Here is a 17,995-nt window from a genome sequence, read left to right as displayed (position 1 = left end):
CATCTACCGCAGTAGAACCGGCAGGAGCCTCCCGTGTCCGTTTTCCCGTTGCCCGCCCCCGCCGACGGCTCGGCGGGATCCCGCGCCCTGCCGCCGATCCCCGGGCTCGGCGACGTCGAATCGCTGGAGATCGCCACCGCACCCCTGGACGTCCCGCTCGATCTTCGCTCCCTGACACAGTTCCCCCGCCTACGGAAACTGACCCTGTGGGGCGCGATCGCGTACCCGGAAGCGCTCGCAGATCTGGCGCTCACCGAGCTGTACTTCCGCATGACTCCGGACTTGACCGGACTCCCGCCGCTGACCACCTGGCCGGAGCTGACCTCGTTCCTCGCCTGGAACATCGACGCGACGGCCGGCAAACAGCTTCGTTCCGATCTGAAGAAGCGCGGTCTGACAACCCAGTGGGAAACCACCGACGACGGCGCCATGTCGGCCTCGCAGGTCTGGAGCGTCAGCCAACTGTGCACCGCCTCGTGGTTCGTGACCGAGTCCGGCCTGCCGTTCGCGGCGTGGTCGCGCAAGCAGTCCAAGCCTGCCGTGACCGCGTTCAAGACCGCCGCCCGCCAACTCGGCGCAACCGCAGCCGCAGCAGCCGCCGCCACCGACCGGCCTTCAGCCGCGAGGGCCGCCATCGAGGGTTTCACCCGCGCCCTCAACGAGATCGGCGACCTGGAGACGCCGGAGCGCGAGGACGCCGCGACCGCCGTGCTCCAGCTCGCCCGACTGGCCGTCCCGCCGGTGCCCGACGCCGATGCTCTGGTCTGGTTCGACGAACTACGCGACTTCTAAGGGTAAGGACTCGGAGGACCGCGAGCACAATCCGCAATCGACGACGGGATGACCGCGATGCCTCTTGAGGGTGAGTACGAGCCGAGTCCGGCCCAGTGGGTGCGCGAACAGGTCGAGCTGTATGAGAGCTCGGACGGTACGCAGGGAGGGACGCTCTGGGACACGGGCCTGCCCATCGTCGTCCTCACCACCCGCGGCGCCAAAACCGGCAAGATCCGCAAGATCCCACTCATGCGCGTGGAACACGAAGGGCGCTACGCGGCCGTGGCGTCGAAGGGCGGCTTCCCGCAGCACCCGGTGTGGTACTTCAACGTCACCTCCGACCCGCACGTGGAGCTCCAGGACGGCGCCGCACGCCTGGAGATGACGGCCCGCGAAATCACCGGTGACGAGAAGGCCGAGTGGTGGGAGCGCGCCGTCGCCGCGTATCCGGCGTACGCCGAATACCAGGAGAAAACCGACCGCGTGATCCCCGTCTTCGTCCTGGAGCCGCGCCCGCCCGCCTCTTGATGCGAAAGTTTGTTCGAGTAGGATCCCGGTCGTGGAACCGCTCATCCCCTTGGCCCGCGCCGTGGCCTCCGAGGTCGACCGCCTCGGAGGCTTCCCCGCCGCCGTGCACATCGACGGCCGCCGCTCCGTCGTCGTCATCGAGGGCCTGTCCGGCCCGGAGACCGCCGCCCGCATCCAGCTCGCGCTGGGGCGCGTGCGGTTGCGGGTGGAGGCCGACGGCGCCGGTCGGCTGCGCGTCTACCCGAGTTGAGCGGCGTCCCTGTGGGTCCCTGGCGGGACGCCCGCCGGCTACCGCGCCCGCCCCGCGACGCCCGCCGCGTCGAGCCGCGGGAGAGCACGATCTGGGTCCGCGTAGACGGCCGCTGGCTCCCCGGCCACATCCAGTGCTGGTTCACCCACCGCGGCCGCTGGGCCTGCTGGCTGTCCTACCAAGCCGATCCGGCGCACCCGACGGTCGCGGCGATGTGGGGCCTGTTCGCCTACGAGCCGGCGGCCATCCTCAGCCGCGCCGCCCACCCGACGCCGCCGGAGCCCGCGTCCGGCGCGGACTCCGGCGCGCGCGGAGCCCAGCCGAAGCGGTGAGGCGAGGCTCTGCCGCGACAGCCACTCGGCCCCGATAACCACACTGCCCCGATAACCACACGGCCCCGGCACGGAATCCGTGCCGGGGCCGCGCGAGTCCTACCGATCGCTACGGAAGAGTCCACTTCTGAGCGTTGGTGCCGTTGCAGTCATAGATCTGGACCTGCGTACCCGATTGCGTGGTCGCACCGGGGACGTCCAGACACTTGTTGGACTGCGGGTTGTAGAGCGCCCCGTTCGACTGTGGCTCGAACACCTGCGATCCGGTGCCGTTGCAGTCGTAGAGATCGACCTTTGTCCCGTTCGTCGTCCCGCCCGCATAGACGTCCAGGCACTTGCCCAGGACATGCAGCGTGCTCCCGGCCTGGACCACGGACCACTGCTGCGCAGCGCTGCCGTTGCAGGTGTAGATCTGCACCGGGTTGTAGTTCGCGGTGCTCGCGCTCTGGTCGTCCAGGCAGATGTTGGAGCCGACGCCGGAGTAGATCGGGCCGCTGCCCGGCGGGGGCGGCGGCGGGCCGCCGCTGCCGCCGTTGGTCGTGTACGCCGCGACGTAGTCGACCTGCATCGTGCCGCCGGAGGCGGTCGAGCCGGTCGGCGTCGTGCAGCCGCAGACCCCGTTCGGGAAGCCGCCGCCCATCGCCAGGTCGAGGATGATCGACAGGTTGTGGTCGTAGGCCTGCTGCCAGGTCGAGGCGCCGACCTGTCCCTCGCTCACCGAGAAGTACTGGTTGCCGTCGAGGTAGAAGGTGATCGACTCGTTCGAGGTGTTCGTGCGGTCCAGCACCATGGAGTAGGTGTGGAAGCCGCTCTGGCAGCCGCCGCAGGCCCGCAGCCCGCTGCCGATGCCGTTGCCCTCGTTGCAGACGCCGCCGGGGTAGGTGCCGCAGTGGATGGTGCCCGCGACCTCCGACAGGGCGTTGACGTCCTCCATGATGTCGATCTCGCCGTTCTCCGGCCACTGGCCCGGCCCGAGCATCCAGAACGCGGGCCAGTACCCCAGGCCCCCGGTCGGCTGCTGGATCGAGGCGGTCACCATCAGCTTGCCGCCGGCCGGCGCCCCGACGTTGGCCGAGGTGGTCTGCACCCGGCCCGAGGTCCAGTTGCTCCCGCCGCCCAGCGCGGTGATGTCGAGGTTGCCGCCGCCGTCCAGGTGCACGTTGCTGGTCGAGTTCGTCATCGTCTCGATCTCGCCGGTGCCGAAGTTCGAGCCCGGACCGGTGTCGTACATCCACTGACCGTCGATGCCGCTGCCGGCCCCGCCGTTGAAGTCGTCGAGGAAGACCTGGTTCCAGCCCGACGGCGGTGGGGGCGCCGAGGCCTGGGCCACGCCGTCGGGCGCGGCGGCCCAGGCAAGAAGCGCCACGGCGAGCGGCGCGGCCACGGCGGCCACGCGCCGGAAGCGTTTGCGGGCGGTGCGGGGTGGTGATTGCTGTGGGGTTGCGGACATGTGGGGATCTCCTGGGTTGACGCACCACGAGGACTCGCGGACCGGTTCCGGCCGGCCGTGTCGGGCACAGCCGGTTCCGGGGATCCGCGAGGTCTATACCATTGCGCGCGCAAGCTTCATGAAAGCGCTCTCACCGAACGCTGTCCACACCAGGGGACGAAGAATCTTGAACTTGTTCCGGGGTGGGCCTTACCGCGAGGCCCGGGGCTGCGCCGGAAGCCGGCCGTCGCGCAGCCGGCGTCAGATGCCTGAGACGGGACGGTTAAGGGATACTCAACCTGTTTTGAGAGTTCCCAACCTCGGTCCTTTGTACCGGAACTGTCACGAAGCCATGATCGGCCGATTTCCGCAGCAACCTCAGCGCACCCTGTTACGTCTAGGTGGATGTATGGAATCCTGGGGGGCTTGGCGTGCGGTTTCGCACGGAAAGCACCGGTCTGGGTGCGTTCCGTACCCGGAAGAAGTCAACCGCTTTATACGTGGTCAGAAACCTGTCCATTCCAAGGAGGACTCGTGGCACGTGAGCACGGCCGGGGTGGTTCTGCGGGGGTCGCCGCCGGCGCCCGCCGCGTCACCGTCCGGCCCGCGTGGCGCCGCGCCGCCCAGCTGACCGCGGTCGCCGCCGCGGCCACGCTGCTGGCGGCCGGCTGCGGCAGTTCGTCGGGCTCCAAGCCCTCGGCGATCAACCCGGTCGCCAACGGGAGTTCCGCGCCGGCCGGCGCGGCCGGCGGCTCCAGCACGCCAGGGGGGACGACGACGTCCTCGTCGCCCGCGACACCCCTCGTGCTCAGCGCCAAGCCGGCCGACGGCACCTCGAACGCCGACCCTGCCGCGGGCATCCAGATCAGCGCCGCCGGTGGGAAGATCGAGTCGGTGGCGGCCCAGGACACCAAGGGCGACAAGGTGGCCGGCACGCTGGCCGCCGACGGCTCGTCCTGGACGTCCACCGGGACGCTGAACATATCCAGCAGCTACACCGTGACCGGCAAGGCGCTGGACTCCAGCGGTGCCGAGAAGACGATCTCGGCGAAGTTCACGACCCTGTCGCCGCAGAAGAAGCTCGGGCTCCAAAGCTACTTCCCGGACAACGGGGAGACGGTCGGCGTCGGCCAGCCGATATCGGTGAACTTCACCAACCCGCCGAACTCCAAGGACCGCGCCAACGTCGAGAAGGCGATGACGGTCACCACCACGCCGCACGTCGACGGCGCGTGGAGCTGGATCACCTCCACCCAGGCCGACTGGCGCCCGCAGAACTACTGGGCGTCGGGCACCAAGGTCTCGGTGCAGATGAACCTCAACGGCGTGAAGGCCGGCGACATCACCTACGGCGCCTTCACGAAGGGCTTCACCTTCACCATCGGCCGCGACCAGCGCGCCGTGGTGGACACGAAGAACTACACCATGCACGTCTACCAGGACGGCAAGGACATCAAGGAGATCCCCACCGACACGGGGATGGCCGGGTACAGCACCTGGGGCGGCACCATGGTGGTGCTCGACAAGGAACCGCTGATCGAGATGAAGTCCTGCTCGGTGCCCGGTTTCAGCTGCACGCCGGGGGTCGGCAACTACTACGACCTCAAGGTCTACAACGACGTGCACCTGACCGACTCGGGGACGTACATCCACCAGGCGGAGTGGGACAGCCACATCGGCACCGACAACACCTCGCACGGCTGCATCCACCTGAAGTCGTCGGACGCGACGTGGTTCTACAACTTCATCAACATCGGCGACCCGGTCACCATCAACGGGGAGCCGGACCAGGTCCACAACGGCAACGGGTACACCGACTGGAACGAGAGCTGGCAGACCTGGCTCTCCGGTTCCGCGGCCGGGCTCTCGACCGCCGGGCAGTGAACAGGGTCGAGCGTTAGCTGAGTACGACGAAGCCGGCCGTTCGCGCGGATGCGCGGACGGCCGGCTTTTTGTTGTGCCTGCACGGCGCGCGAGGGACGTTGGGACGCGGCGTTGGTGAACTCTTTCGGGTTCGGCGGGCCAACGTGACGGTCGCTTTCACGCGGGCGTGAGCTGCGGCCATCCCCTACTCGAAGTCCACCTCCACCAGCAGATCCGCCGTCCGCTCCGGCTCGGCGAGCATCGCCGACACCAGGTGCCGCTGGTCCCACCGCCCGGCGGCCCAGGCCAGTCCGCGCGCCAGGCCGTCGAACGTGGAGGTGTGCACCACCCCGTCGGCGACGCGCCAGTCGACCTCCGTGCCGTCGGCGAGGATCAGGTCGTCGTGCTCGACGTAGGTGCTCGGCGCGTCGGGAAGCAGGGCCCTGACCGCGTCGGGGACGTCGCGGATCTCGCCGGGCTCGTCGACCCCGGCGTCTATCACCTCCGAGGCCAGGTCCAGGTCCAGGAGGTCGGCCAGGGCCGTGGCGTGGCGGAGCGGGATCGGCAGGTAGGGCCGCCCGGCCAGCAGCGGCAGCAGGTCCGGGGCGTCCACGACCACCACGTCGTCCGCGTCGGCCACCACCAGCTCGCCGTCCAGCGTGGCGCGCAGGTGGTCCGGCGGGGACACCCGGTCGGCGGGCACCTCGGCCAGCGTGCAGTACAGGTCGGTGAGCTGGCTCCGGGTCACCGCCCGGTCCGGGTCGGCGAGGCGGTCCAGCAGCTCGTCCGGACCGCCGGCGGCGGCCAGCAGCTCCAGCGCCGTGGTCTTGACGCCCAGCGCCGTCAGGAACTCCGGGTCGTTGGCGAGCGCGCCGGCGTCGGCGGGGTCCAGAGGGTCGTAGAGCCCTGCCAGGGCGGTGTCGTCGCCGGTGACCAGATCGGCCGGGCACCTGTCCGCCAGCACCGGGGTGCGGCCCAGCCACCACGCGGTCGCCGAGGGCACCGTCAGCTTGCCGCCGTCCGCCAGGGACAGCCGCGCCGGCCGGATCACCGCCTGCCGCAGCGCCGACGTACGCGCCAGCAGCTCCAGCGCCTGCGGCCACGCCTCCGGCCGCACCGTCTCCAGCCCGGTGACGGCCGCCAGCTCGGCGAGCACCACCGGCGCGGAGTCCGGCGGACACACCGACTCCACGTGCTCGGCCCAGTCTTCGAACCCTTCCAACTCGGCCAGCTCGTCGTCGAGCGTGTCGGGGTCGAGCAGCACATCGGTGTCCCGCAGCACCGGGAACCCGTCGGGAACCCCGGCCGCGTGCAGGACGGTCGAGCCCCAGCGCGAGACCCACTCGGCGTCCACGAACCCGTACAGCTCGGGATCGACGATCCCCGCCAGCGCCGAGTCCGGCACCAGCAGCTCCCCGGCCGGGGTCAGGCTGCCGTCGGTCTCGGGCAGCAGCAGACGGCCCAGGCCGAACCGCTCGCCGGGACGCGGACCGGCGGCCCGCACCAGCGCCAGCACCGCCTCGGCCACGGCCACCGGATCGGACGACGCGTCGTCGCCGAGCGGCACCGGGTCGTAGGCGGCCTCCACCGCCTCCTGCACCGCCGGCTCGGCCAGCATCACCCGGGGCTCGGCAGGCTGCGCGCCCAGCCGCTCCAGCAGCCGCGCACCGTCGCCGAGCGCGTGCGGGTGGATGACCCGCAGCCCGAGCGGAGTGAGCGCGGCGAGCGTGGCGTCGTCGAGGCCGGTGGCCGGGCGCAGCGTGCCCCGCGGCCCGCGCACCGTGCGGCCGTCGGCCAGCGGGACCGGCAGCGCCGACAACGCGTCGAAGGCCAGCGGATCGTCGCCGGAGACCCCGTCCAGCGCCGTGTACAGCGCGGCCCACCACTCCGGCCGCCGGTCGAGCCCGGCGACGGCCTCGACCACGTCCCCGAGGCCGATGCCGCGCACGCCGAGCGTCGACAGCGCCGCCTGGTCCCGCTCGAACCCGGCCGGCAGCAGCCCCGGGATCACGTCTTCGAGCGCTGCGACGAGAGCTTCGGAGTTCGGGCTGAGGAACACGGCGTTGCGCGGGACCAGAAGCTCGGGACCCGCGTCCGCGGCCACCGGGGTGCCGGTTTCCGGATCCGCTTCCGGAACAGCAGCCGTCGGCAGGATCGCCGTCTGCCCCAGCAACGTGACGATCCGCCGCCGCAGCTCGGCGTCGACCGGGCCGTCCGCGATCGGCCCCGGAACGAGCCGCAGCAGCCCCGGCGTCTTCGCCGGCCAGTCGCGCACCAGTGCCGCATAGGCGTCCGCGGCCCGGTCCAACAAGAACTCGGTCAACGCCCCCGGCGCCAGCCGCCGCCGCGTCGGATCCAACGGCAGCGTCGCGATCAGCAGCGCCGGCAGCCCCAACGGCTCGTCCGTCGGCGTCGGGCCGTGGAACACCGGCAGCGTCGCCGGCCGGCGCGGCTCCTCGGCGGCGTCGCACGGCACCGCCCACGTCAACGCCCAGCTCGGCCGCGCACGCTCCTCGGTCGGCCGGTCCGCCAACAGCTCCGGCGTTATCCGCCCGCTCGCCGTGACGGTCCGCCACCGCGACTCCTTCGAGCCGTCGGTGATGGTGCACACGCCGTCCGCGTCGCGGGTCGCGGTCAGCCGACGCACATCTCCGTCGATGTCCACGACGATCTCCGTCAGCGCCGACAACGCCAGCAGCAGCGCGTCGTCCAGCCCCGCCAGCAGGCCGGCGACGAGCTTGCGGGCCGCGTCGTCGCGCAGGGGGAGCACGACGGCGGTGTCGAAGCCCTGCGGCGGCTGCTCGTCGATCGGGAACGGCAGCCGCAGCACCGGAGTCCGGCCGCCACGCCGCGCCAGTTCGGCCTGGAGCCCCGCGCTGTTCTCGGCGGCACGCTCCACTTCCCGGCGCGCGTCGGCCGCGGAGAACCGGACGCTGCCGTCGCGGGACAGCATCGAGGGCGCGTCGCAGACCGCGAGCACCGCGGCGAAGCCGACGCCGAAGCGCCCGACCGGCGAGGCCGCCGCGGTCGCGTCAGCAGCCGCTGCTGCCGCCGAGCCCTCGGCCGCCGAACCGTCAGCCGCGGAACCCGCAGCCGCAGAACCCGCATCCCCGACCTTGCCCGAGGCCCGCAGCGTGGAAAGCCCGGTCACCCCGTCCGCGTCCAGCGGCGCCCCGACATTGGCCGCGGTCAGCGTCTGCCCGGCCAGCGTCAACCGCAGCCGGCCGGGCACGCCGGCCCGCAGGGCGGCGTCGGCCGCGTTCTGCGCCAACTCCACGACCACGCGGTCCCGGTACCCGCCGAGGACCAGGTCCTCCTCCAGGTTGGCGTCCTCACGGAAGCGCACGGGCGAGGCCACCCACGCCTCCAGGACCCGGGCCCGGATCGCTGCTGTCTCAAAGGGATCGTTCACGCGCGGATTCTAGGTCCCAGCGAGGACACCCCGCAGGCGTCACGCCGCCTGGCTCCCCGCCTCGGCGACGTACCCGGTCAGACACTGGTGGCAGATGATGTCGACCATCCGCTCGACCGAGTAGTCCCGCCAGCGCGTCACCGGCTCCAGCAGCGCGCGGTTGCACAACGTGTGCAGATGCGGCGGGTCGTCGGCGTCGTCGACGCGCACGACGTGCCAGAACTGGTCTTCGGTGCTGTCCGTGTCGAGCTCCCGATCACGGGCGAGTTCGTACGTGTAGCGGCTCACAGTCGGCACGATCCGCCGGTTCGCACGCGCCGGCACGCGCTGGGCGCCGTTCGGGTGAGCGCCGCGCGCAGGAGGCCGCCGCGGCCCCGTCATCGCCGCCGTAGTCGCCTGTCCGATCGGCGCGGCCGGCACCCTGTTCTCGGTCTCAGTCCTCGATCGTTCCCTCCCGGGGAAGACCGTGGTCTAGCGTTTCCAACGGCATCTCGAACCACACGACTTTGCCGTTCGCCGTCCGACTCACGCCCCACCGCAACGCCAGCTGGCTGACCAGGAACAGCCCGCGCCCGCCCTCGTCCAGGTCTCCGGCCTCCAGCAGGATCGGCAGGAAGTGGTCGTCATCCCGTACCTCGCACAGCAGCGTGCGCGTCCGCAGCAGCCGCAGCTCGATCGGGCCGTGCGCGTAGCGGACGGCGTTCGTCACCAGCTCGGTGGCGAGCAGTTCGGTGGTCTCCCGGACGCCGTCCGGCAGGTCCCACTCGGCCATCGCCTGCCGCACCAGCCGGCGGGCCTTCGGCACGGTCGGCGGCAGCGGCGACAACAGCCAGTTGGCTATGTTCTCCGCCGGGATCCCCTTCAACCGCGCCGCCAGCAGCGCGACGTCGTCCTCGTGCTTGTCCCGGTCGAGCATCGTCAGCAGGGTGTCGCACAGCGCCTCGGGATCGGCCGTCGGCCGGGCGGCCAGCTCCAGGCACTCGGCGAGGGCGGCGATCCGGTCCTCGATGTCGTCGCCCCGGGCCTCGACCAGGCCGTCGGTGTAGAGCACCAGGACGTCGCCGTCGCGGATCGGGATCTCGGCGGTGTCGAACGCGACGCCGCCGACGCCGATCGGCGCGCCGCTGGGCACCTCGACCCGCTCCACGGTGCCGTCGGCCCGGACCAGCATCGGCGCCAGGTGTCCGGCGTTGGCGATGACGCAGCAGGAGGCGATCGGGTCGTAGACCGCGTACAGGCACGTCGCCAGATGGTCGTCGCCGAGCTGCAGGGCCAGGCTGTCGAGCTGGCGCAGCAGCTGTCCGGGCGGCAGGTCCAGCGCGGCCAGCGTCTGCACCGCGATCCGCAGATGCCCCATGACCGCCGCCGAGCGCACGCCGTGCCCCATCACGTCGCCGATCACTATCGCCACCCGGCTGCCGGGCAGCGCGATGGTGTCGAACCAGTCGCCGCCGACCTCGACCGCCGGGTTGACCGGCAGATACCGGTGCGCGACCTCGATGCCGGCCAGCGTCGGCGGAGTGGTCGGCAGCACCCCGCGCCGGAACTCCGCCGCCGTGGCGACCTGGCCGCGGAAGAGCCGGGCGTTGTCCACGCCGAGCGCCGCCTGTGCCGCCAGCTGCCCGACGGTGAGCACGTCGACCTGGTCGAACTCGGCGCGCTCCGGACGCCGCGTGAGCGCCACGCACCCGAGCACCCGGCCGCGCACCACGAGCGGCACGGCCAGATAGGCGCGGTCGGCCACCAGCGGATACAGGTCGCCGGGGGAGTGGGACAGGGCCATCGCCTCGGCCCGGTCCGGCGTGACGCGGTCCAGCCACACCGGGACTCCGGTGGCCATCGCCTCGTGGCAGGGGCTGGTGTCGTGCATGATCTGCACCGCGCCCTCGGGCACCAGGGACAGCCAGCGCTCCGGCGGCTCGTCGTGCGCCACCGCCACCCGGCGCACCAGGCTCGACGCCGTCGCCCCGGGCGCCGGCGGGGCCGGGGCGCCGTCCACGAACAGGGCGTCCAGTAAATGCACGGACGCGAAGTCGGCCAGCCGCGGGACCAGCGCCGCGGCGAACTGCCCCGCGATCGCGACCATGTCCGTGCCGGCCCCGATCCGCTCGGTCGCCTCGTTCAAATATGACAGGTGATCACGCAGATCCACCGGCCCACATCCCAGCTCGTGGGTGTCGCGGCCCACGTCCCGTCCCCGTCGGTCCCCCTCGTACGTCAGCACTCTGCTGTGCCCGTGCTCAGATTCGTGCACTTATCTGTTGCTCTCGCTCCGCCCGACAACTGGTGTGCGGAGTCTAGGACCGTCAGTCCAGTTTGCGGCAGAGGAAGAACATCTGGATCTCCGGCCGGGCCGAAGACGTCTCCGGCGCGTAGGAGAGAAACTGCTCTTGTTCGATGGTGAATCCGGACTCTGCCAACACCGCCCGCAAATCATCGCGCAGATACCCGGTCACCCGGAACCGGCTCTCCAAGAAGGCGATCGGGACGTCGTCCACGTCCCCTTCGACCATCCCCAGCGCGAACAAGCCGTCCGGGACCAGGACGTCGCCTATCAGTTCCAAAGCTGTACGTACCTTTTCACGCGGCAGGTTGAGCAGGACGAAGAACGCGGTCACCGCCTCATATCCGGGCTCTGACGAGAGTTCCATCACATTCCCGAGGACGAACTCCGCCTCCGGCACGTTCTTCCGGGCGATCTCCAGCATCCGCGGGGAGATGTCGAGCCCCGTGACGCGGCACCCGGCGTCAGCCAGCTGTCGCGCGGTCGGCAGCCCGGTGCCCGAGCCGACGTCCAGCACCCGCGCCCCGGGCGCGATCCGCTCCAGCAGCGTCGAGACGACCGCCAGCTGACCCTCCTTGTGCGGGAAGGCCTCGTCGTACCGCACGCTGATGGCGTCGAAGGCGCGCGCCTGCGCCTGTTCCCGCTCGATCCACGCCTGATCCGGACCCGTGGACGAGCCCGGCTTCCCGATGACCATGTGACCCCTCGACTCACAGCACTCGACTCGCGACACGCGGACCCTTCCGGACCGGTCGCACACGACCACCGGCCTCCGTATTATCAGTGGTCTTCATTTCCGTGGGAAAGGGTGTGACTGATGCGCGATGACGCGCAGCACAGCCGTCGCTCGTTCATCCGCGCCGCGAGCGTGGGGGCCGGGGCGCTGGCCGTCGGGTTCGACGTCACGTCCCGGGCCTGGGCGGCCGAGTCTCCGCAGGGCACGGGAGGCACTGGAGGCACCGGAGGCGCTGGACGTGCCACAGGCGCCGCAGGCGCCGGAGCGGACTTCCGGCGCGTGCCGCACCTGGACGGCCGCCTCCTGATCGACCCGGCGGACCTGAAGCCCTACGAGGACGACTACGGGCACCTGGTCCACCGCACGCCGCGGGCGGCGCTGCTGCCCGGCTCGGTCCGCGACGTCGCGGCGATGATCGCCTTCTGCGGCCCGCTCGGCATCCCGGTGGCCCCGCGCGGCCAGGGCCACCAGGCCTACGGCCAGGCGCAGGTCGACGGCGGTCTGATCATCGACCTCGGGCCCCTGGACAGCATCGCCGTCGACTCGCGGGCGAACACCGCCACCGTCGGCGCCGGCGCGGTCTGGAGCGCGGTCCTGACCGCGAGCCTCGCCCACGGCCTCACCCCGCCGGTGTTCACGGACTACATCGAGCTCTCGATCGGCGGCACCCTGTCCGCTGGCGGTCTCGGCGGCGCCTCGCAACAGCACGGAGCGCAGGTCGACAACGTCCTGGAGCTCCAGGTCGTGACCGGCACCGGCGAGACCCGGACCTGCTCCCGGACCCGCGACGCCGACCTGTTCCACGCGGCGCTGTCCGGCCTCGGCCAGGTCGGCGTCATCACCCGCGCGGTGCTCAAGCTGGTGGCCGCACCGACGTCGGTGCGCAGCTACACACTGGTGTACCCGACGGTCGCGGCGCTCACGGCGGCGCAGCGCGTGGCGGTCGGCGACGGCCGCTTCGACTGGCTGGAGGGCACGATCCTGCCGGACGGCAGCGGCGGCTGGCTGTACCTGCTGAACGGCTCCGCGTTCTACGACGCGACCCCGCCGGACGACAACGCCCTGATCGGCGACCTCGGTTACGTCGGCCCGGCGCAGATCCAGGACTCGCCGTACCAGGCGTTCGTCGACGACCTGGCGCCGACCGTGGCGGCCCTGAAGGCGAGCGGGGAGTGGTACGACCCGCACCCGTGGTTCAACGGCTTCCTGCCCGACGCCGCGACCGACGCCCTGGCCGCCGCCGCCCTGGCCGCCACCACCCCGGCCGACCTCGGCGCGAGCGGCCTGGTGCTGCTCTACCCGGTGCCGACCGAGAAGCTGACCACGCCGCTGCTGTCGGTCCCGGACAGCGACCTGGCGTTCCTGTTCGCCGTGCTGCGGACGGCGGCCCCGGACGGCGGCGCGCTCCCGGCCCCGGAGCTGGTGCAGGCCAACCGCGACCTGTATCTCCAGGTGCAGGCTGCCGGCGGCACGCAGTACCCGGTCGGGGCGATCCCGATGACCGCGGCCGACTGGCGCAAGCAGTACGGCGCGCGGTGGCGGACGTTCCGCGCGGCGAAGCAGCGCTTCGACCCGTTCGGGATCCTCGCCCCGGGGCAGGGAATTTTCGGGCCTTCGCACTGAGCGCCGGCATTTCAGCCGTCGTGGACGGCCGCGGGTCACAAGGAGTACCGCCAACTTTCGTCTGTTATTTCCGTTGCTTGTGACCCGCGCGAAACTATCCTTCACAGGGCTCTGATGCCGTGCTATTAGGTTCAGTGCGCCATCCCACATCCCCACCCTCCTGTGGAGGCACTCAGTGCTTACGACTCGCACCCCGCGGGCATCCTCGTCCGGTCGCGGTTTCCGCCGCGGCCTGCTCACGCTGACGGCGATGGTCACCGCGCTCGTCACGCTCCTGGCCACCAACGCCTCGGCGACCGCCGCCGACCACTACGTGGCCCTGGGCGACTCCTACGCGTCGGGCGTCGGTGCCGGCAGCTACATCTCGGCCAGCGGCAGCTGCGACCGGAGCACCAACGCCTACTCGCAGCTGTGGGCGAACAGCCGGCACCCGGCCAGCTACGTCTCCGTGGCCTGCTCCGGCGCCACCACGCAGGACGTGCTCAACAGCCAGATATCGGCCCTGAGCAGCAGCACGACGCTGGTCAGCATCACCATCGGCGGCAACGACGTCGGCTTCTCCTCGGTGATGAAGACCTGTGTGCTGGACTCCGACAGCGCCTGCCTGAGTGCCATCAACACCGCCACCAACCAGGCCAAGACCATCCTGCCGGGCCGGCTGGCGACCACCTTCGCGGCGATCCGCCAGGCCGCGCCCTCCGCGCACGTCGTGGTCCTGGGCTACCCCGAGCTCTACGACCTGAGCCACTCCTGGTACTGCCCCGGCCTGTCCGGCACCGACCGCAGTGCCCTGAACAGCGCCGCGGACCTGATCGACACCCAGATCTCGACCGCGGCCAAGAACGCCGGCGACACCTTCGCCGACGTCCGCGGCCAGTTCCACGGCCACGAACTGTGCGACTTCTTCCACGAGTGGCTGCACTCGGTCGACGTCACCGACGTGAGCGACTCCTACCACCCGACCGCCAGCGGTCAGAGCGGCGGCTACTACGCGGCGTTCAGCGCCGTGGCGCAGTAGCGCAAGCCGGATTCCAGCGGCCGCGGCGATCACCCCAACGATCGCCGCGGCCGTCCCGTCTCCCGTCTCCCGTCTCCCGTCTCACAGACCTTTGCCGGCCCGGCCCCGGAACCGTCGCGCCGCTTCCTGCGCACGCATGTCCCGCTGGTCCTCACGCATCCGCCGCTCAAGCTCCGCGGGAGTGAGCACCCGCCGCCGGAACACACGGCGCCACCATCCTTGTCTTTCTGCCATCACTACCCCCTGACTACTGAGACGTGAACGCACCACCACGCGCAGTGGTTCCCTCAGATCGAAGGCGTCGAACTCCCGGCCTCGCCCACGTCTATCCCCGCCGCGACGCCGTCGTGATGGGCCAGCTGCTCCTGCAACTGCTCGCCCTCGATGTCCGGGTCCGGCACGTACCGCGCGAACCACTGCGGGTGGTACCAGAACCCCGACTTCGCCAGCGCCATCACCGCCGGCACCAGCGTCAGCCGCACGACGAACGCGTCCAGGAACACGCCGGCCGCGAAGCTGAAGCCGATCGCCTTGATGGTCGGGGTCGGCGACACGATGAACGCCACGAAGATCGAGAACATGATCAGCGCCGCCGCCGTCACCACCCGCGACGCCGTCCCGGCGCCGCGCCGGACCGCCTCGACCGCGTTCCCGTTCTTCGTGAAGTCCTCCTTGATGCGGCTGACGACGAAGACCTCGTAGTCGCTGGACAGCCCGAAGATGATCGCGATCATGATGATCGGCAGGAAGCTGATGGTCTCCGACTTCGTGATGTTGAAGATCTTCTCGCCCCAGCCCCACTGGAACAGCGCGACCTGCGCGCCGAACGCCGCGCCGACCGACAGCAGGAAGCCGATGATCGACTTGATCGGCACCCAGATGGTGCGGAAGGCGAACGTCAGCAGGATGAACGCCAGCCCCACCACGACGATCAGGAACACCGGCAGCGCTGAGGACAGCTTCGTGGACACGTCGATGTTCGAGGCTGTGACGCCGCCGATCAGGATGTTCGCCCCGCTGCCGGCCGCGATCGCCGAGCGGTTGTCCCGCAGGTGGTGCACCAGGTCGGCGGTCGCCGGGTCGCTCGGCCCGGTGGTCGGCACGACGCGCACCACCGCGGTGGACCCGTTCAGCGCCAGCGGCGTGGACGCCGCGACCCCCGGCTGCTTGGCCAGCCCGGACGCGATCTGGTCCACCTGCTGCTGCGACTGCACCCCGTCCGCCACGACCAGCAGCGGGCCGTTGAATCCGGGCCCGAAGTTCGCGGTGGTGATGTCGTAGGCCTTGCGCGAGGTGTCGCCCTTGGGGTTCGACGACGCGCCCGGCAGGCCGAGTTGCACCCGCGTGGCCGGCGCCGCCAGCAGCAACAGCAGTGCCACGCCGCACAGCAGCACCGGGATGCGGTGGTGGACGACGAACCGCGCCCAGCGCCAGCCGTGTGCCTTCTCCGGGTCCTGCACGGACTGCTGGGCGATCCGCTCGGAGTGCGCCTTGCCGAACGGGAAGCGCGAGAAGTTCTTCAGCTTGTCGCCGGCGAACCCGAGCATCGCCGGGACCAGCGTCAGCGAGATCACCATGGCCAGCAGCACCGCGCCGGCGGCGGCCACACCCATGATGGTCAGGAAGGGGATGCCGACGACCGCCAGGCCGCACAGCGCGATGATGACCGTGCCGGCGGCGAACACCACCGAACCGCCCGCCGTGCCGGCGGCCAGCCCGACCGCCTGGTCCGGCGGCATCCCGCGCAGCAGGCCGTCCCGGTGCCGGGCGATGATGAACAGCCCGTAGTCGATGCCGCAGGACAGCCCCAGCATGATCGCGACGGTCGTCGAGGTCGAGGCGATGGTCATCACCGCGGCCAGCGCGGTGACCGTCATGACCGTGGTCAGCACGCCGATCACGGCCGTCATGATCGGCAGCCCGGCCGCCACCAGCGAGCCGAACGTGATCACCAGGATGATGAAGGCGATGATCAGGCCGACGAGCTCGGGCAGCTCCGAGGGCACGACCCGCCACCCCGGATAGACGCTGCCGTTGTACTCGACCTGCACCCCCGCCGCCTGCGCCGGGGCCACAGCCTTCTTCACCAGGTCCAGCGTGGAGTCCTTGATGTCCGGCGGCTGCGCGCTCCACTGCAGGTTCCCCAGCGCCACCTCGCCGTTCTGCGAGATCGGGCCGCCCTGGAACGGGTCCGCGGACTGCACGACCCCCGGGACCTTCCCCAGGTTCGCCACGGCCTGCTCGATCCCGGCCTTGGGCCCGGCGTCGGTGACGTGCGTGCCGCCCGGGACGGCGAACACGACCGTGGTCTGCGCGCCGCTCAGCGCCGGCAGCTTCACCTTCAGCAGGTCCGTGACGCGCTGCGACTCGGTGCCCGGGATCGTGAACTCGTCGTTGGTCTTGCCGCCGCTGGCCCCGGCCACGACGATCATGCCCACGACCAGGATCAGCCAGATCGCCAGCACCCGTCGGCGGTGGAAGAAGGACCAGCGCGCGATGCGGAACAGGTAGGTGGACACACACGCAGCATCCGGTGCGGGCGGGGTGCGCGCAGTCCGGGATGAGCCATCCGGGAGTTCTCGGGCTCGGTTGTGTTCAGCCCGCTTCAGCCCGGCTTGGCTGTGCTCGCGCTCGGCGTTGGATCGCAGAGATGTTCGATCGAGGTCTCGCGACAGCATCGGAAAACACAGCAGCGCCGGAAAACAACGAAGTGGCGTCCTCGTTCCCGAGGGCGCCACTTCCATTGCGGCTCCAGGCACGCCGTCCCGACGCCGCAGCGCCGGTCAGTCCCTCGGCGGGCCCGGTGAAGTTCCCCCGATTCTATCCGGGTCACCCCAGCTCGAACGAGGTGATTCCGTAGACCGAAGCCATTTCGATATCGCGCACCGGTCCGGTGTACATCCGGGCGGTCTCGAAGCTCGGCTTCATCCCGTAGCGCTCGGCCAATGCCACGGCCGCCGCGTTCGTCTCGGGCACGTCCAGCGCGACCTCCAACGAGCTCGACGCCTCCGGACCGCCGGCCGCCACCAGGCCCGAAATCAGGGCCCTGAACAGAGTCTCGGCCACCTCGGGGGTGTCGGCGAACAGCGGTCCGATCTTGGCGAACGCCGGGGCGGGCCGGATGACGCCGTACCCCACGAGCTCGCCGTCGGACACGGCCGCGTACCCGATGTGCCCCGGGGCCGACAGCCAGCGGGCGAGGAACACCGGACGCTCGGCCGGGAAGCGGGCGCCGTCGTAGACCTCGATCGCGGACCGGCCGATCTCCGCGACCGGTACGACAGACGGCCCGGCCCCGGACCCCGACACGGACCCGGCGCTCGTCGAAAGGTCTGCCAGCGCGGGCCCGACGTACCGGATGTTCCGGTGCGCCAGCCGGAACCCGGACCGCCGGTAGTTGTCCTGCTGCTCCAGCACGCCGTCCAGCCCGATCACCCGGTCGCCCGCGTGCTCCAGCCCGGCCTGCCACGTGGCGTAGCCGTGCCCCTGTCCGCGGAAGTCCGGGTGCACCAGGTAGAACCCGAGGAAGGAGAACGTCTCCCCGTAGTTCACGACCGACACCGCCGACACCGGCTGCCCGTCGATCCGGCCCACGAAGAACCCGTCAGGGTCCTGAGCCAGGAAACACCCGCCGTCGGCGGGGCCGGGATTCCAGCCCTCGCCGGCGGCCCAGGACTCGAAGACCGGCCAGTCGTTCGCACCGGCCCGAGCGATCTCCAGTCCGGTCTTCGAGTCCTGATTCATCG

The 17,995-nt window shown here is 71.0% G+C and carries 14 protein-coding genes; 7 read left to right on the top strand and 7 right to left on the bottom strand.

Annotated features, from left to right (window positions below; genetic code table 11):
• Positions 1-33: 33 nt before the first annotated feature.
• From GWK61_RS21140 to GWK61_RS21125, 4 genes are read left to right on the top strand one after another with little or no spacing between them, the layout of a single operon-like run.
• Positions 34-792, top strand: coding sequence for a hypothetical protein (locus tag GWK61_RS21140; RefSeq protein WP_194910629.1), 759 nt, complete (start codon positions 34-36; stop codon positions 790-792).
• Between the two features lie 57 nt (positions 793-849).
• The gene (locus GWK61_RS21135) at positions 850-1,302 is read left to right on the top strand and encodes a nitroreductase family deazaflavin-dependent oxidoreductase (protein ID WP_194910633.1); all 453 of its coding nucleotides are present in this window, start codon (positions 850-852) and stop codon (positions 1,300-1,302) included.
• Between the two features lie 31 nt (positions 1,303-1,333).
• Positions 1,334-1,552 carry a hypothetical protein gene (locus GWK61_RS21130; protein WP_194910627.1) on the top strand — a complete coding sequence of 73 codons (219 nt, stop codon included), beginning with the start codon at positions 1,334-1,336 and terminating at the stop codon, positions 1,550-1,552.
• The gene (locus tag GWK61_RS21125; RefSeq protein WP_194910624.1) at positions 1,549-1,884 is read left to right on the top strand and encodes a hypothetical protein; all 336 of its coding nucleotides are present in this window, start codon (positions 1,549-1,551) and stop codon (positions 1,882-1,884) included. Before GWK61_RS21130 ends, GWK61_RS21125 begins: the two co-directional genes overlap by 4 nt.
• A gap of 109 nt (positions 1,885-1,993) precedes the next feature.
• Here GWK61_RS21125 and GWK61_RS21120 read toward each other — a convergent pair whose 3' ends face one another.
• Entirely contained in the window at positions 1,994-3,334 is a 1,341-nt protein-coding gene (locus GWK61_RS21120; protein WP_194910623.1) for a glycoside hydrolase family 16 protein, read from the bottom strand.
• Positions 3,335-3,847: 513 nt separating this feature from the next.
• On the opposite strand from GWK61_RS21120, the gene GWK61_RS21115 reads away from it, so the two are divergent.
• Positions 3,848-5,197, top strand: coding sequence for a L,D-transpeptidase (locus GWK61_RS21115; protein WP_194910621.1), 1,350 nt, complete (start codon positions 3,848-3,850; stop codon positions 5,195-5,197).
• A gap of 184 nt (positions 5,198-5,381) precedes the next feature.
• Here the strand turns inward: GWK61_RS21115 and GWK61_RS21110 are convergent, their stop codons facing one another.
• The 4 genes from GWK61_RS21110 to GWK61_RS21095 form a co-directional block, all read right to left on the bottom strand.
• Positions 5,382-8,588 (bottom strand): molecular chaperone Hsp90, encoded by a 3,207-nt coding sequence (locus GWK61_RS21110; RefSeq protein WP_194910619.1) that lies wholly within the window; start codon positions 8,586-8,588, stop codon positions 5,382-5,384.
• Positions 8,589-8,627: 39 nt separating this feature from the next.
• Positions 8,628-8,876 (bottom strand): hypothetical protein, encoded by a 249-nt coding sequence (locus GWK61_RS21105; RefSeq protein WP_194910617.1) that lies wholly within the window; start codon positions 8,874-8,876, stop codon positions 8,628-8,630.
• A gap of 145 nt (positions 8,877-9,021) precedes the next feature.
• The gene (locus tag GWK61_RS21100) at positions 9,022-10,713 is read right to left on the bottom strand and encodes an ATP-binding SpoIIE family protein phosphatase (protein WP_194910615.1); all 1,692 of its coding nucleotides are present in this window, start codon (positions 10,711-10,713) and stop codon (positions 9,022-9,024) included.
• A gap of 181 nt (positions 10,714-10,894) precedes the next feature.
• Complete coding sequence (locus GWK61_RS21095) at positions 10,895-11,569, bottom strand: class I SAM-dependent DNA methyltransferase (protein WP_194910613.1); 675 nt, start codon at positions 11,567-11,569, stop codon at positions 10,895-10,897.
• Positions 11,570-11,689: 120 nt separating this feature from the next.
• On the opposite strand from GWK61_RS21095, the gene GWK61_RS21090 reads away from it, so the two are divergent.
• Positions 11,690-13,231, top strand: a complete 1,542-nt coding sequence (locus GWK61_RS21090; RefSeq protein ID WP_194910611.1) for an FAD-binding protein — start codon at positions 11,690-11,692, stop codon at positions 13,229-13,231.
• 250 nt (positions 13,232-13,481) lie between these two features.
• Positions 13,482-14,249, top strand: a complete 768-nt coding sequence (locus tag GWK61_RS21085; protein WP_194910631.1) for an SGNH/GDSL hydrolase family protein — start codon at positions 13,482-13,484, stop codon at positions 14,247-14,249.
• 287 nt (positions 14,250-14,536) lie between these two features.
• Here the strand turns inward: GWK61_RS21085 and GWK61_RS21080 are convergent, their stop codons facing one another.
• Both GWK61_RS21080 and GWK61_RS21075 read right to left on the bottom strand, forming a co-directional pair.
• Positions 14,537-16,768, bottom strand: a complete 2,232-nt coding sequence (locus GWK61_RS21080; RefSeq protein ID WP_194910609.1) for an MMPL family transporter — start codon at positions 16,766-16,768, stop codon at positions 14,537-14,539.
• Positions 16,769-17,078: 310 nt separating this feature from the next.
• Positions 17,079-17,993, bottom strand: coding sequence for a GNAT family N-acetyltransferase (locus tag GWK61_RS21075; RefSeq protein ID WP_194910607.1), 915 nt, complete (start codon positions 17,991-17,993; stop codon positions 17,079-17,081).
• Between the last annotated feature and the right edge of the window lie 2 nt (positions 17,994-17,995).

The organism is Catenulispora rubra, assembly GCF_015356825.1.
GTDB lineage: Bacteria > Actinomycetota > Actinomycetes > Streptomycetales > Catenulisporaceae > Catenulispora > Catenulispora rubra.
The sequence above is the reverse complement of the archived record's forward strand: the minus strand, read 5'-3'. Positions and strand labels throughout refer to the sequence as shown.